The sequence below is a fragment of the Haematospirillum jordaniae genome, assembly GCF_001611975.1.
In the GTDB taxonomy this organism is placed as follows: domain Bacteria; phylum Pseudomonadota; class Alphaproteobacteria; order Rhodospirillales; family Rhodospirillaceae; genus Haematospirillum; species Haematospirillum jordaniae.
Genome location: NZ_CP014525.1, coordinates 1,088,216 through 1,103,609, shown reverse-complemented (window position 1 = coordinate 1,103,609; position 15,394 = coordinate 1,088,216). Strand labels below are relative to the sequence as shown.

Annotated in this window: 11 protein-coding genes; 2 read left to right on the top strand and 9 right to left on the bottom strand. The window is 55.5% G+C overall.

Translation table 11 applies throughout. The annotated features are described in order from the left end of the window. Positions 1-216 precede the first annotated feature (216 nt). From AY555_RS05165 to AY555_RS05150, 4 genes are all read right to left on the bottom strand, one after another. Positions 217-1,392: a M10 family metallopeptidase C-terminal domain-containing protein gene (locus AY555_RS05165; protein ID WP_066134293.1), complete on the bottom strand. Its 1,176-nt coding sequence runs from the start codon at positions 1,390-1,392 to the stop codon at positions 217-219. Beyond that, positions 1,374-1,937, bottom strand: coding sequence for a calcium-binding protein (locus AY555_RS05160; protein ID WP_156483303.1), 564 nt, complete (start codon positions 1,935-1,937; stop codon positions 1,374-1,376). Before AY555_RS05160 ends, AY555_RS05165 begins: the two co-directional genes overlap by 19 nt. Positions 1,938-2,100: 163 nt before the next feature. After that, entirely contained in the window at positions 2,101-7,083 is a 4,983-nt protein-coding gene (locus tag AY555_RS05155) for a M10 family metallopeptidase C-terminal domain-containing protein (protein WP_066134287.1), read from the bottom strand. Positions 7,084-7,230: 147 nt separating this feature from the next. Further along, positions 7,231-7,980 (bottom strand): tetratricopeptide repeat protein, encoded by a 750-nt coding sequence (locus AY555_RS05150; RefSeq protein WP_156483302.1) that lies wholly within the window; start codon positions 7,978-7,980, stop codon positions 7,231-7,233. A gap of 121 nt (positions 7,981-8,101) precedes the next feature. Between AY555_RS05150 and AY555_RS05145 the strand changes: the two genes are divergently transcribed. Next, the gene (locus tag AY555_RS05145) at positions 8,102-9,025 is read left to right on the top strand and encodes an SDR family oxidoreductase (protein ID WP_066134282.1); all 924 of its coding nucleotides are present in this window, start codon (positions 8,102-8,104) and stop codon (positions 9,023-9,025) included. Positions 9,026-9,126: 101 nt separating this feature from the next. Here AY555_RS05145 and infC read toward each other — a convergent pair whose 3' ends face one another. The 4 genes from infC to AY555_RS05125 form a co-directional block, all read right to left on the bottom strand. Beyond that, positions 9,127-9,648, bottom strand: coding sequence for a translation initiation factor IF-3 (infC, locus tag AY555_RS05140; RefSeq protein WP_066134279.1), 522 nt, complete (start codon positions 9,646-9,648; stop codon positions 9,127-9,129). 173 nt (positions 9,649-9,821) lie between these two features. Next, entirely contained in the window at positions 9,822-11,732 is a 1,911-nt protein-coding gene (thrS, locus tag AY555_RS05135) for a threonine--tRNA ligase (protein WP_066134276.1), read from the bottom strand. A gap of 311 nt (positions 11,733-12,043) precedes the next feature. After that, entirely contained in the window at positions 12,044-12,994 is a 951-nt protein-coding gene (locus tag AY555_RS05130; protein WP_245176884.1) for a glycosyltransferase family 9 protein, read from the bottom strand. Continuing rightward, the gene (locus AY555_RS05125; RefSeq protein ID WP_066136597.1) at positions 12,991-14,160 is read right to left on the bottom strand and encodes a glycosyltransferase family 4 protein; all 1,170 of its coding nucleotides are present in this window, start codon (positions 14,158-14,160) and stop codon (positions 12,991-12,993) included. The genes AY555_RS05130 and AY555_RS05125 overlap by 4 nt, the downstream gene beginning before the upstream one ends. Before the next feature lie 47 nt (positions 14,161-14,207). Between AY555_RS05125 and AY555_RS05120 the strand changes: the two genes are divergently transcribed. Continuing rightward, positions 14,208-15,035 carry an alpha/beta hydrolase gene (locus tag AY555_RS05120; protein ID WP_066134273.1) on the top strand — a complete coding sequence of 276 codons (828 nt, stop codon included), beginning with the start codon at positions 14,208-14,210 and terminating at the stop codon, positions 15,033-15,035. Here the strand turns inward: AY555_RS05120 and AY555_RS05115 are convergent. Further along, positions 15,016-15,351, bottom strand: coding sequence for a hypothetical protein (locus tag AY555_RS05115; RefSeq protein WP_066134270.1), 336 nt, complete (start codon positions 15,349-15,351; stop codon positions 15,016-15,018). The genes AY555_RS05120 and AY555_RS05115 overlap by 20 nt on opposite strands. Positions 15,352-15,394 lie beyond the last annotated feature (43 nt).

The following is a 15,394-nucleotide window of genomic DNA, read 5'->3' as shown; positions in this document are numbered from 1 at the left end:
CAAAAAAAATCTGCCCCCACATAAAGAAAGAAGGGGCAGATTCATGTCAGAAAATAGATACATAAATATCAATGATCCAGCCTTTAAAGGCGATTATATATAATTAATATTTGTTATTTATAATATATATACTTGCTTTCATTATTTCAGCGTGATGCATGATATTATCCTTCAGGCCCCGCACATAAAGAAAAAGGACCCAACACACTCGAAAGACTATACGAGCAAGAAATCGTCTACCGACAGATTCTGTACTCCATGCAGACGAAGAAAGAATTCAGACCGCGTATCACCGTCGACGTCAGCCATTACGACAGAACCGTCGGCCCCATCGCTTGTATACCAAACAGAGTATGCCGCTTCTTGATGCCCCGAGAAATCAAGACCGCGCTGGCCATCGGGACGATGAACATCCGCACCAATCATTGCAAGATCAATCCTGTCACCTTGCTCTGAACTGAAATCCGTGATGACGTCTCCCCCTTCAGCTATACGGTTATAGGTGAACGTGTCTGCACCACTACCGCCACTCAGATAATCAACCCCCAAACCACCAACCAACTGATCCCTGCCTGCACCAGAGGATAAAATGTTATCACGGTGATCACCAATCAGCACATCATCTCCTGAACCCGTGCTGACACGCGTAACGGTCGGGGCAATATTGCCCATCACATGAGCCATGAGGACATCATCACAGTCCTCTCCATCCGGTGAAGGCCCCGGATAAACAGCCTCAAGGCTATATGACAATCCCGGAAGATCAATAAACGTGGACTGTGTATCGGAAACGGCAAGGCAATCTAGGCCCTTGGACGTGATGCGGGGACCAAATGTCCCGAAAAGGAAGGCGTCTACTGCTATCGCATCAACACCCTGCAGGACCAATGAAAACTCCGCAGTCTCTTCCTGACCATCTGTATCAGCAAACAACCGGATACCCGCCCCTTCTTCCAAGGGCTTGTACCACAGGGAATGGGCTTGTGACTGCTGACCGGAGAACAGGAACGGCTGGCTCCCGTCTGCCGTACTATTCGCATCAAATTCACTGAAATCCAGCTGGTCGCCTTCTGCAGTACTGAAATCGGTAATGACATCTTCCGTACGCTCAGCACGCTCATAGGCAAAAACATCGGCCCCGGCACCACCAGTCAGACGATCCGCACCACCAAGACCGTTAAAGAAATTGTCGTGCTGGTCGCCAACAAGAACATCGTTCCCACCACTCCCGATAACGGCCTCGATATTGCGCACAATATCCTCGGGCTGACCATCAACCATAACAGGGGAGTCTTGGTCACCGTTCAGGGCAACAGAAACCGGCACGATACGCATTTCGTAGCTGATGGCATCATATCCCTCACCGCCATCAATCAGGTCATGCCCGGCCATCCCGTACAAGGCATCATCCCCGGCCCCCCTAGGAGCACATTGTCCTGTGCATTACCGGTAATGTAGTCGCTACGAGTCCCGCCAATAACGCCCTCTATGCCGCGCACAAGATCCTTGGGCAGGCCACCTGCATGGACAACCGTATACAGGGAATCAGGCAGGGCAACACGGATGGACAGGTCCTGGGTAGAATAGTCTAGGATGTCGTACCCTGGCCCCCCATCGAAAACGTCCATTCCCCCGCTGCCACGAAACAGAACACCGGCTCCATTCTTTTCAGCAGGGTGATCATGGCCATTTGTACCGTAAAAAACTTCCAGCCCCTGGGACAGAGCAATACTGGGAATCAGGTCGCTCCAGAGAGAGTATAGTGTCCTGTCTGCAAGATGGAACGGTACAATCGGATAATAGAAAACCTGCTCGGCACACACAGGCGCATTCTCCTGCTCCGCAGAGTCAGATCCGGCACCCGCAACCTGCACCGCGCCATCAGCATATTCCCCTGTTGTGTAGGAATGCGCGTCTTTCTCGGATACTCTCATCATGGAAAACCCCCAATAGTAATTGTGATAAACACAAAACAATCATAAATAAACCCCTTGGTCTATCCCTGATTCCATGACTCCATACCTCTATGTCCCAGAGGCGGCACATTCCCCCCATTCGAATAACGGGGGGAATGACCAAACAAGGGACACAAGAACGGGATCAACTCAAAACTAGATCTGTCTGCGACAGGCTGCTGACACCCAGAAGAAAAATGGAGAAGTCTGCTTGGGCATCACCATTGTCATCAGCAAACAACAGCGTATTGCCACTCCCATCCGGCTGATACCACACGCCGTTGGCCCCTGCGTTCTGACCATGGAAAACAAAATTCTGGTCACCGGGAAGTGCTTTGTTGGCATCAATAGAAGCCAGCTTGATACGATCCCCATCCTTGCTGCTGAAATCCATAATGGTATCGCGCGAGACTTCATCAGCCCCCGAATCAGAAATCAGGAAATACAAGAAGGTGTCAGCACCGCCTCCACCACCCAGAATGTCGGCACCTCTCCCCCCGGACAGGCTGTTGTCGCTGTAATCGCCAACCAAGCGATCGTTGCCGGACCCACCCCATATAGACTCGATATTGATCAGGGTGTCCTGTGCTACTCCATTGAAGAACACGCGGGCCGGGTTCTCCCCGTCCAAGGTAACAACAATGGATTCAGAGCGATCCGTATAATCGGCAATGTCGACGCCAAAACCTCCGTCCAAGGTATCATGGCCAAGGCCTGCCTTGAACCAGTCATTCCCATCCCCCCCACGCAGGATATTGTTGCCCTCATCACCGAAAATGCGGTCATTCATGCTTGAACCGGTCACATTCTCGATATTGCGAATACGGTCCTCAACTTGACCATCAATGGATACATTAGCCCAAGCTGACCCCGCCAAGGTTACCTCCACACCTTTGCTGCTGTAGCTGTAATCAACAGTATCCTGCCCAGCACCGCCGTCGATTTCATCATTGCCTCCATGACCGACAAAGGTGTTATTCATGGCATCACCGACTAGGACATCATCTGCCCTACCCCCATCAATGTTTTCTATATTCCGAATCCGGTCTGGCTGCTGACCACTACCCGTAGAAACCATAGCCCATTGATTACCGGCCAATGTGACCTTAATCGACCCGGGGCTATAACGGTAATCAACGGTGTCCGAACCGGGGCCTCCATCAATGGTGTCTGCACCAAAGCCAGGAGTGAATGTATTGTCGTTATTATCACCGGTCAGAGTATCCCCGTAATTACCAGCAACAATATTTTCTATGTTGCGGACCTGAGCAGCACTCGACAAACCAGTATAAAATATCTTGGACCAGTTTGATCCATTCAAGGTCAAGGAGACAGGAACCGACGTCATAACAAGACTGACAGTATCTTTTCCGTCTCCCCCATCTATATTTAATGGCGTTGCCGATGGCAGTGGAGCCAAAATATAATTCTGCCACGTACCGCCGGTGATCGTGCTGGACGGCGGAAAGGTGTACTTCTGCCCGCCAAAATGAACCTCGGAATTGAAAAGGTCAAAGTAGGCATACTCGCCACTGTTCTTGACGGCCTCAAGAACAGTATCTGGTCCTATATCAGGTCGTTGTGAAAGCACAAAGTCAGAAGCGGACACAGATGAACAGTTCTTCAACCTGATTGTAAAGTCGGAAACAGCATCACCCGTTTCATCAACACGCAGCACCAGATCCTTGCCATCCTGCGTTGACCAGACAGCATTCTTCGCAGGCCCTTTCACGCCAAAGTCATAAACAAGCAGGCCCCTGTCCAAGTGAGCCAGATCAATCCGGTCACCTTCAGCTGCATTGAAATCCTGTATAACCTGCTCGGCACTTGGCGTACCAAAGATCGCAGAAGGGTCATTAAAACCAAAGCGCCCACTGTAAACAAACGTGTCGGCACCAGGGCCACCGGATAATGTGGCGTACTGGAATTCGACAGCCAATGTGTCATCGCCACTGCCAGCCGTGACGATTTCAATAGAGTGCAGATAATCTTTTTCGACCGTCCCGATTGATGCGTATCCCCATGAATCGCCGCGCAAGACAATTTCGAGGGGGAGCGTATAGCCAGCATAACTAACAGAGTCTGTTCCTTCCCCTCCCCCCAGAAAATCATTCCCGGCCCCGCCATCCAGAACATCATCGCCCTTGTCACCATACAGGGCATCATGGCCGGCACCACCGCTCAGGACATCATCACCCTCATTGCCCAGCAGGACATTGTCACTGGCATTCCCTGTTATCCGGTCATGACCAGTGCCACCAACGATAGCTTCGATATTCCTCAGCATATCTTTTTCAAGGCCATTAACACGAACCACGGCGTCTTCAGCACCATCCGCCAGGGTTACAACAACAGGCCCTTGCTCTGATTCATAGTTCATGCTGTCACGGCCACCACGACCATCAATGACATCGCGACCACCACTGGAGCGGAATCTATTGTTGGCATCGTTGCCTGTCAGGTGATCATCCGCAGCACCCCCGGACAAACCAGAATAGCCCATAATTTCTGCCACACGCACACCATTGACCAGAACAGGAGACGGGGTTCCCGAATCAAGCGTTATGTTCACTGGATCTGTGGCAAAATCCATGATGTAAACTGCGTCTTCAATACCCTGAGAAAGCGGGACAACAGGATCAAGAATGAAATCTTTTGCCAACAGGGAATGAACGTTATTAAGGCGTACAGAGAAATCAGCCGCCGCATCACCACTGACATCGGCGTAAACCACAACGCCCAAGCTATCTTTCACGTACCAGACACCACCGGCTCTGGCTTCCGTACCACCGAACGTCAGCGGACGATACGCACCCGATGCGTCAAAGACGACCAATGCGGAAAGATCAATGCGATCGCCATGGACACTGCTGAAGTCCGTTATCGTATCGCGTTCTTGAGGTAGAGGACCCGATTCATAGGCACTGCGATACCAGAATACGTCTGCCCCAAGGCCGCCCGTAAGACGGTCGGCACCCATGTCACCGTGCAGGCGGTCATTCCCCCCGGCGCCAGAGAGCGTATCATTCCCCATTGCACCGCTAAGAACATTGTCCGCGCTGTCACCAACGAGGGTATCTGCAGCAAACCCACCCATAACATTCTCGATATTGCTGATGGTCGCAGCAGCAACACCATTGATGGTTACGGTCACAGGGCGCGCACGATCCAGCGTGACAGAAATAGGCCCGATCGCATCACCGAAAACAGCCGTATCCTGCCCCTCTTTTCCATCAAGTACATCATGGCCACCATAACCCGTAAACCGGTTATCCTGAGCATCCCCAGTCAGGTGATCATCATGGGAACTGCCAACGATATCCTTGACTCCCTGAACACGGCCAACCTCAACACCATTCACCCGAACCGGGACAGGCACCGCACCATACCCTGTTTGTCCCCCTTCCAAGGAGACTTGGACCGGCCCACCCAGCGCACTGGTCACCAATACGCCATTGGCATCCACCAAGGAAACAACCCCTGCTGTGTCCAGAATCAGATTTTCGGCGGACAGTGATTTCACGTCCTTCAGGCGCACGGAGAAATCCTCTTTTGTATCCCCGGACGTATCGGCAAAGACTGTCAACCCGGACGCATCAGATTTGTACCACAGCGAAAAGGAGCTCGGGGTTTGACCACTGAACGTTAGGGCCTGATGTCCCTGTAAAATAGCATTGGCATCCAGCTCCGAGAAATCCAAGCGGTCGTCATCAGCAGGGCTGAAATCATGGATGGTATCCCGCACTATAATGCCCGGCCCGGAATCAGAAACATTGCGCCAAGCAAACACATCGGCCCCGGCACCGCCTGTCAGATGGTCTGCTCCGCCATCACCGTAAAGACGGTCACGGCCGGCACCGCCGTCGATATGGTCTGCCCCGTCACCACCTTCCAAGACGTTGTCACCGCTATCACCCGTCAGATGATCTGCTCCGGCACCTCCTTGCACATTCTCGATATTACGCAGGGTGTCCTTGCCTTGACCATCAACCTTGACAACAGAACTGACGGCCCCGTTGAGGGTTATGGAAACAGGACGATCCAAGAAGGCGTAGCTGACCGTATCGATGCCATCGCCGCCATCGATGGTATCGCGCCCGCCTCTTCCTTCAAGGAGGTCATTACCCCGTCCACCCTGCAACCGGTTGTTCCCGTCGTTGCCGCGCAGGATATCGTGACCGTTTCCACCCTCTGCATTCTCGATATCCGTGCCATAGGCAATACCCAGGATTCCGCTGCCCTTGTCCCAAGCTGCCGGATCGGATTTGGTATCAACGCCGCCAAAGAACGACAGGGTGCCGGGTGTCAGATCAATGTTGGCAGACGTATCCCGTCCGCTCCAGCTGACCGTATCATTGCCGCCCGCATCCCAGATGGTTTCATAAACATAGGTCTTGCCGGCAAAGTCATACCGGTTGTCACCGGTGCGGGTTGTCATGTTCTTCCCGTACAGATACTGCAACGCGGCCATGTCATTGAGCATGTAGGTCAGCGGCGTGGACTTGAAGCCGCCGGAGCCATCATCGCCAATCTTGGACTTGTATGACATTAATGAGTAGGCTGAAGAATCATACGTGCGCGTCACGGGGAAGCCGTGATCATTATCATGTGGGTGCTTCAGCCCTAGGGCATGACCAATCTCGTGCATGGCAATGGAACGCAGTTCACTCCCGACGGGAGCATCCATTTTTGGATAACTGTACCAAGCATCAAACCAGACAGATCCGGCGAAATCATCCTCTGAAGGATAGGATGCATGGGCCAACACACCCAAAAGACTGGTTCCGGACAGTGTCTTGCTGGCACCGATCAAAATGCGCCCAGGCTCCCCGCCTCCCTTTTGTTCCGTGAACGAGAGACTGGTAAAATCTGCAAGATGCCTGAATACACCGGCAATCGATGACTTCAGACCATCTGTAATGAAGGAAGGATCAAGCGCCGTACCTTCCTCCCAGTCTGTGGTTACACTCTCGTACTCTGGGGATACAAAACTGTATGTCAGCTTCAGGGCTTTTCCCGGGATACCGTCGGAAGACCAGAACCTCCCCCCAAGCAGGGAATCAATTTCATGCCTTCCGCTGGAAGGCGCTGTAAACGCACTGTTGTATCTGGCAGATCCGATACCCATAACCCGATTCCTCCTTGGCCACCGCCATCACAATCATGAAGCGATAACAATCAGATCCTTCTATTTAAGATAAGTCAACATTCAATTCACCCCTGACATTACAACCAGAAGATAGAAACTTAACTTTTTGTACATATAGCTATTGGGTCAGGGCGCCGAACTGTGTCTGATATCCATGGCAGCCAGATGCATCCGCGCGCGCTCCGCTTCTGTAGAGTCCGGATTCCCAAGAATAACCGCCATCCAGTCCTTGCGCGCTGCTGCTGTATCGCCCATACGGCACAGCAAGATACCGCGCTCGACCAGCGCACCGCGATCGCCAGGGATCAACGCAAGCGCACGCTCCAGATCAGTCAAGGCCAGATCCGTAGCATCCAGTTGCCGCCAGACAGAGGCGCGCAAAAGCAACGCAGGGCCATATTCCGGCCGATGATCCAAAAGGGTATTCAGATCATCCACCGCTTCCCACAAACGACCTGCAGTCGCTGACAGCTCTGCACGATCTTCAAGAATTGCGGCATTCTCTGGGGAAATATCTTGAATCTGTCCCAGAAGAAACAAGGCATATCCGGGATCTCTGGCCTGAATCCAAGCCGATGCCGCTTGGTGTAACAACGGCGCATAGTGTGCGGGATCTTCACGATGCTCCTCGGCCAATGCCTCAAGGATGACCGCAGCCTCACTGAACTGCCCCAGCTCGATCAGGGCCGACGCACGGCAGTGACGAGCCGATGCTCCACCAGCCTGCTCTTCCCAAGATATGGCCAGACGCAGGGCGGCACGAGGGTCCTGCCGACTTTGCGCCATACACGCACCATATTCTGCCGTCAGCCCCGCCACAGGAAGTGCCACGCAGGCAACCATAACCAGAACGGGTGCAATACCCTTGATCATCACCAGCCAGACTCCCTGCCCACAAACACGTTCAACACACGAAAACAGGCATACGATACTCAGTCATTGCCTGTCATGACAGAACATGATGTTCTTGCAGCCAAACAAAGGATCAGGACACCACATGCCAACACTTCTCTGTTCCGGTTTCGGATTTTGCGCCGCCGCCCTCGCCAGTCGCCTTCTTGAAGAAGGCTGGACCGTACGAGGCACAACGCGGCACCCGGAGAAGGCCGATGCTTTACGGGCAGCCGGGATTGAAACCTGGATCTTTGATGGACAAACCCCCATGCCTGCAGAGGCACTGGATGGCGTCACCCACATCTTGGTCTCGGCAGCCCCCCGGGAGCATGATGGAAAGATCGTTGATCCGGTACTGGACTGTCACCGTGAACAGCTGCGCCAAGCAACCGAAGCCGGAACCCTCCGCTGGGTCGGGTATCTGTCATCAACAGGCGTCTATGGTGACCACCAAGGTGCCATTGTAACCGAAGGTACTCCTGTTTCCGGCAAGGGCTCCGGCAGCTCCCCCTCCACAGCCCGGATCGAGGCAGAACGGCAATGGCTGGAACAGGGGGGGCCGATACATATTTTCCGCCTGTCCGGCATTTATGGCCCCGGTCGCAGTGCTTTGGACAGCATCCGCAGCGGGCGGGCGCAACGGATTGTAAAACCCGGGCACGTTTTCTGCCGCATCCACGTTGATGACATCGCCACAGTTCTGAGAGCCTCTGCACTGCGACCAAATCCGGGACGGATTTATAATGTTGCCGACGACGAACCCGCGCCTTATGCCGATGTTGTAACGTGGGCCTGCACACTGCTGGGCGTGACACCACCCCCCGAAACCCCGTGGGAAAAGGCACAGCTCAGCCCGATGAGCGCCGGTTTTTATAATGCCTGCCGGAGGGTGGACAATACACGGATCAAGGAAGAACTCGGCATCACCTTGGCTTTTCCCACATACAGGGATGGTCTGCAGTCTATTCTGGAGTTCGAACAGATCAACAGGCAGACCGCCCAGAAGCTACAGCCAGCAGAAACATAAAGGCAGGGTTATTATAATAAAAAAGGCGGAGCCACCTGACAAAGCGGCCCGCCTTTTAGACTGTCCTGGTCACCTGATGCAAAGGAAACCAGAGCCCGGGATTATTTGGGAGCCAGCAGCATGGTCATCTGCCGCCCCTCCATCTTCGGAAACTGCTCGACCTTGACAAATTCCACAGTCTCCTCACGCACCCGGTTCAGCACGTCCATGCCGATATTCTGGTGCGCCAGCTCACGCCCACGAAAGCGCAAGGTTACCTTGACCTTGTCACCTTCCTCGATGAACCGCTTCAACGCGCGCATTTTCACGTTGTAGTCGTTATCATCGATATTGGGGCGCATCTTGATTTCTTTGACCTCGATGATCTTGGCCTTCTTGCGCTGCTCGGCCTTGCGCTTCTGATTCTCGTACTTGAACTTGCCATAGTCGAGAATCTTGCACACTGGCGGCTCTGCATTCGGCGAGATCTCGACAAGGTCAAGACCAGCTTCGTCAGCCATTTCCTGGGCTTCGCGGATATGCACCACACCGACCTGCTCGCCATCTTGGTCGATCAGGCGGATCATCTGGGCGGTGATCATATCATTGACGCGCGGTCCATCTTTGGACGGCGGCGTCTGCATCGGTGACCTGGCTATGTAACCCTCTCCATGACATACAGAAACAACAAGGACCCCTGACCAATTCGGTGGAGCCCCCTGTCTTATCCTTCCTGTATAGTCAGTCGGATGTACGCGGGTGGCTCCTTTCCGGTCGTGAACCGGGGTCCGGTTCATTAAAGCGGCGGGGCGAACAACTAGCCCGGCATCCGCGCTTCCCCTGCAATCTTAACCAGGGCAGCTTCCAGCGCAAGTACTTCTTGCGCCTGACCACCCAAACAACGCAGTGCAACCGTTCGCTCTTCGGCCTCTCGGCGCCCAACAACCAGTATCCATGGAACTTTGGCGTGTGAATGCTCGCGGACCTTGAAGTTGATCTTTTCGTTACGCACGTCCAAGTCAGCCCTGATTCCCCGCTCTTTCAGAGCAGCCAAAACTTCGGAAGCCCAAGCATTGCCATCGGATGTGATTGTTGCAACAACAACCTGGACAGGTGCCAACCATGCGGGAAAACGTCCTGCAAAATTCTCGATCAAAATGCCAACAAAGCGTTCAAAAGACCCGAGAACCGCACGATGCAGCATAACCGGACGCTGCCGGCTGCCATCCTCGGCAACATAGCTGGCATCCAGACGCTCGGGAAGAACATAGTCAACCTGCAAGGTGCCGCACTGCCAGTCACGCCCGATGGCATCCCTCAGAACAAATTCCAGCTTCGGGCCATAGAAAGCCCCCTCGCCCGGGTTTGGCAGCGCTTCCAGCCCAGCCGCAGCTGTAGCCCGGCGCAGGGCATCTTCCGCCCGGTCCCAGACATCATCGGATCCAGCCCGATTCTCGGGACGGTCCGAAAACTTGACCTTGATCTCAGTAAAACCAAAGTCAGCATACACAGACTGCAAAAGATCACAGAACGCGCGGGTCTCGCTTTCGATTTGCTCGTCTGTACAGAAAATGTGGGCGTCATCCTGGGTAAAGGCCCGCACCCGCATCAACCCGTGCAGGGACCCGGAAGGTTCATTGCGATGGCAACTGCCAAACTCAGCCATACGCAGGGGCAGATCACGATAAGACTTGATCCCCTGCCGGAAAATCTGGATGTGGCATGGACAGTTCATTGGCTTGATGGCCAAGGTCTTGTCCTCAGACCCGGTCACAAACATATGCTCGCGGTATTTGCCCCAGTGACCGGATTGTTCCCACAACACACTGTCCACAAGCTGGGGTGTATTCACTTCCACATAGCCGGATGCTTCCAGGCGGTTGCGCATATAGGTTTGCAGGGTCCGGTAAATGGACCACCCCTTGGGATGCCAGAACACCGCACCGTGCGCTTCAGACTGGAAATGGAACAGGTCCAGCTCCTTGCCCAGCCGGCGGTGGTCACGCTTTTCGGCTTCCTCCAGCATGTGCAGGTGATCATCCAGCTGACGCGAGGTAGCCCAGGCAGTCCCGTAAATGCGCTGCAGCATGGCATTGCGGGAATCCCCACGCCAATAGGCACCGGCCACCTTCATCAAACGGAAGGCCTTCCCCAGACGACCGGTGGACGGCAAATGCGGTCCACGGCACAGGTCTTTCCAGTCGCCCTGGCGATACACCGTTATCGTCTCGCTTCCCGGCAAGTCACGAATAATTTCAGCCTTGTAGACCTCGCCGATGGACTCAAAGTGAGCAATTGCCTCGTTCCGGTCCCAGACCTCGCGCACAATATCCAGATTGCGGTCCACGATTTCCCGCATACGGGCCTCGATGGCCTCTAAGTCATCGGTGGAGAAGGGTTCGTCACGGGCAAAATCGTAATAAAAGCCATTCTCGATAGATGGACCAATTGTCACCTGGGTCCCCGGATACAATTCCTGAACCGCCTGGGCCATCACGTGTGCGGCATCGTGACGCAACAGCTCCAGCGCGGCATCATCACGGGCCGTCAGAATGGATACGGTTGCATCGGATTCGATCACACGGTTCAGGTCCCGCATCTCGCCATCCACCAGAACCGCCAAGGCGGCTTTTGCCAGACCGGGGCTGATGGAATGGGCAAGATCCATACCGGTGACTGGATGATCAAACGCACGGACATTGCCGTCAGGCAGGGTAATCGCAACCATGATTTGTCTCTATATCTCTTCAGCGTCGCAGCCCGTCACACCACGGTACGGAAAACAGGATATCGGGCCGGAACAGGGAAAACATCAGCCAGAACACGGATCGGCACGATCCGGAATCAGCAACACAACAAAACGGGGAACGGCAGGATCAGACCACAGGGGTCACTGCGGGCCCCGTGCCACTAGTTCGGATCCCGTCCCTGCCGTGAAACAGGGCAGCGGCAAAACCGGAAGCACCGGGGCAAACGACAATACACGACACGCAGGAGAGTCCCATCCGAAGAAAAAACCAAGCCCCGGAATAGCGCATTTTACCCGGCACTGTCGAGTCCGGGCAGACCCAGGGCCTCACACACACGGGCAACCGGCATGGCCACCAGATCAGCAGACTGTAGAATGGTTACATCTGGACCACGTTGCCCACACAGGCGCGGATCGGAAGCGGATGAATACAATACGACCGACCGACACCCGACACCGGCCAGAAGATGCATCGGGCCGGTGTCATTCCCGACCGCCAGCGTTGCCCGACGAGCCAGAACGGCCAGATCGATGATAGACGTCCTGCCAACCAGCGACAGGGCACCGGGACACCAGGACATAATGGCATCCGCTTCAGACTGCTCAGCCGCAGTCCCGATGACAACCGGTGTCTGTCCGGATTGAAGCAAAACACGGGCCAGTGCGGCATAATGGTCTGCGGGCCAGCGCTTGTCAGGACGGTGCGGGGCTCCGCCGGGTACAAGAAGGGCAAAGGGACCATCGGGCAGGGAACCACACGACAGGGTGCCCCTCTCCAGCCAGGAGAAATCCGGAGACGGAATAGTCTCAATACCGGCGACACGCAGCTGCTCGGCTTGGCGTTCAACCGTATGCATCAGGTCCCGTTGCGGATTGTCATGCGGATGGCTGCAGCCACGGGCAATACCATTCCACTCCACATGATCACCAATCAGCCATCGGTAGGACGATGAACGCCCGGATGTCTGCAGGTCATAAACCCGGTCGAACTGCCCACCGCGCAAACAGGATCGCAACGCCAGCAAGGATGGCACCTGCCAGATGCGGGGACGTCTGTCTGTCCACACCGCGTCAAACCAAGGCGATGCTTCTGCCAGAGCAACATAAGGTGCCGTTGTCAGCAGGGTTATGTGTGCCCGGGGGTGGGCTGCCCGAATGGCGGCGAACGGACCAAAAGCTTGGACAAAATCGCCCAGCGCCGAGAGCCTGATCACCAGAATACGCTGCAAACCAGCACTCACCGCCCCAGAAGCTCCCGGTACACATCCAAGGTCTGTCGGCACATGGCGTCGGTTGTAAACTGCTCCCGCACATGTGCAATGGCACGGGCAGACAGTTCCAAACGTTGCGCGGCATCCAGATCCAGACACTCGGCCAAGGCGGCGGCCAGACTGTCGGCGTGTCCGGGTGCAAACAGCCAACCGGTGCGACCCGGCTCGACAATTTCAGGCGCAGCCCCGTGATCAGGAGCCACAACGGGGCGCCCCATGGCCTGACCTTCAGCGCATACCCGGCCAAAGGCCTCCGGATCCGTAGAGGCACTGACGACGACATCACTGACCATGTAGGCAGCGGGCATGTCATTGCACTCCCCGGCCAGAAGCACGCGGTCTTCAAGGCCGGCACGGATCACCGCACGCTCCAGCTTGCGCCGGAACGATGTCCGCCCTTGGTCCGATCCAACAAGGATACAGCGGAAACGGCGATCCTTCAGACGCGACAGGGCATCAATCAACAGCAATTGCCCCTTCCAGCGGGTCAGGCGCCCGGGCAACATGATCACCGGCTCCCCATCAGACAAGCGCCACTTGCGGCTGAGCTGGATCATGCGTTCCGCGCTGACCCGGTCCGGATCAAAGCGGCTGATGTCCACACCACGGTGGATAACCCGGACCGGGCCATCATCGGGCAGGTAATGGTCTAGGATATGACCACGGATAAAACGGGAAATAGCAATAACCCGGTCCCCCATCACCATCACCTTGTTATAGGGACGCTTGATCCCCAAAAGACCAAGATTATAGGTACCGTGGAAGGTCGTGACCAAGGGCACACCCTCACTCCGCGCCGCCCGCAAAGCCGCCCAGCCCGGTGCCCGGGAACGGACATGAACTAGAGAAACACCATGCTCGCGGATCAGGGACCGCAAGGCATCGGTATTGGCGCGCAGGCGACAAGGATTCTTGCTGGCCATCGGCAAGGTCACGTGCAGGGCACCAACCCGGTCCAGCTCACGCACCATCGGGCCACCCTCACTGGCGACAACCGCCTTCCAGCCTGCGGCCTGCAACGCGGCTGCCACTTCGACCGTGCCACGCTCCACCCCACCTGTCACCAGACGGGGTAGAACCTGCAAAATCACCGGGGCAGGCTGCTCGCCTGCAGAATCAGTGTTAAGGTGCGTCACTCTGGCCAACCCACAGACTCTGTTTTCATTTCGAAAGACCATTCCTGATGAATACCACAACCGGGTACCCTGCATCTGCAAAACCACAAAACATGCCACGCCCCGGCGGACGTTTCCTTGCATTCCGGAGCCTGGCACAAACAAACCCGAACGCCACGACCGGCGTTGTATTCCTGCACGGCCTGATGTCGGACATGGAGGGTGACAAAGCCTTGTATATGGAGCAACGCTGCCGGATGCAAGGGCGAGCCTTTGTTCGCTTCGACCAGATGGGTCACGGCGCCTCGTCCGGACGCTTCGACGAAGGCACAATTGGCGCATGGGTCGAAGACACCTTGGCCATTCTGGATACCCTGACAGAGGGGCCACAGATCCTAGTCGGATCATCCATGGGTGGGTGGCTTATGCTTCTGGCGGCCCGAGCCCGTCCACAGCGTGTGGCCGGACTGGTGGGGATTGCCGCCGCACCCGACTTTAGCGAAGACCTGACATGGCCAGCCCTGAGCCAGGCCCAGCGTCAGGATGTGGAAACACGGGGACGCACGGAAATCCCGTGCCCTTATTCAGAACAACCCTATGTTTTCACAAAAGCCTTCTTTGAGGATGGCAGGCAGAACCTTGTCCTGCGAACCCCCTTGCCCTTTGATGGCCCCGTCTGTCTTTTGCACGGGCAGCAGGATGATACCGTGCCGTGGGACACATCCGTACGGCTGGCAGATCATCTGCGCTCAGCCAGTGTGGAATGTATTCTGATCAAGTCCGGCGACCATCGACTCTCCCGCCCCCAAGATCTGGCCTGTCTGGGCAGGGCCTTGGACTCCGTTCTTGAACGTCAGGAAGAGGAGAAGCGCGCCGTCAGTTCCGTACCGGGTTGATATCGGCCGACAAATCCAGCATTGGCAGGATTTCGGCGCTCTGACGGTTGATGGCAATAAAAGCCTCGATGTGCGAATCTGACAGGGTCGGGATCACGGCGGATGTCTCGGCTACATAACGAGCCCGGTTGTGCAGGGTACGACAATCCGCGCACCGGGCCTCTAGGCGCTCGCTCAGAAGCTCGTCCAGCTGGGCCCAGAGTTGGGTATTCTCGGCAACACAAACCCGCAGTTCGTCTACGGTTCGCGCCCGGCTCATACGCTCAGCACACCGCTTCAGACGAACCGCATAAACAGACCATTCAACAAACGCCATAACGGGCTCCCTGATCCCAGCCCCGGAACGTCAGGGGGCAGGC

Bases quoted from the DNA above. Each gene is read 5' to 3' on its own strand.
- AY555_RS05165 (WP_066134293.1), bottom strand. From the start codon at position 1,392: ATGGCCGGGCATGACCTGATTGATGGCGGTGAGGGATATGATGCCATC.
- AY555_RS05160 (WP_156483303.1), bottom strand. From the start codon at position 1,937: ATGATGAGAGTATCCGAGAAAGACGCGCATTCCTACACAACAGGGGAA.
- AY555_RS05155 (WP_066134287.1), bottom strand. From the start codon at position 7,083: ATGGGTATCGGATCTGCCAGATACAACAGTGCGTTTACAGCGCCTTCC.
- AY555_RS05145 (WP_066134282.1), top strand. From the start codon at position 8,102: ATGCCAACACTTCTCTGTTCCGGTTTCGGATTTTGCGCCGCCGCCCTC.
- infC (WP_066134279.1), bottom strand. From the start codon at position 9,648: ATGCAGACGCCGCCGTCCAAAGATGGACCGCGCGTCAATGATATGATC.
- thrS (WP_066134276.1), bottom strand. From the start codon at position 11,732: ATGGTTGCGATTACCCTGCCTGACGGCAATGTCCGTGCGTTTGATCAT.
- AY555_RS05120 (WP_066134273.1), top strand. From the start codon at position 14,208: ATGAATACCACAACCGGGTACCCTGCATCTGCAAAACCACAAAACATG.
- AY555_RS05115 (WP_066134270.1), bottom strand. From the start codon at position 15,351: ATGGCGTTTGTTGAATGGTCTGTTTATGCGGTTCGTCTGAAGCGGTGT.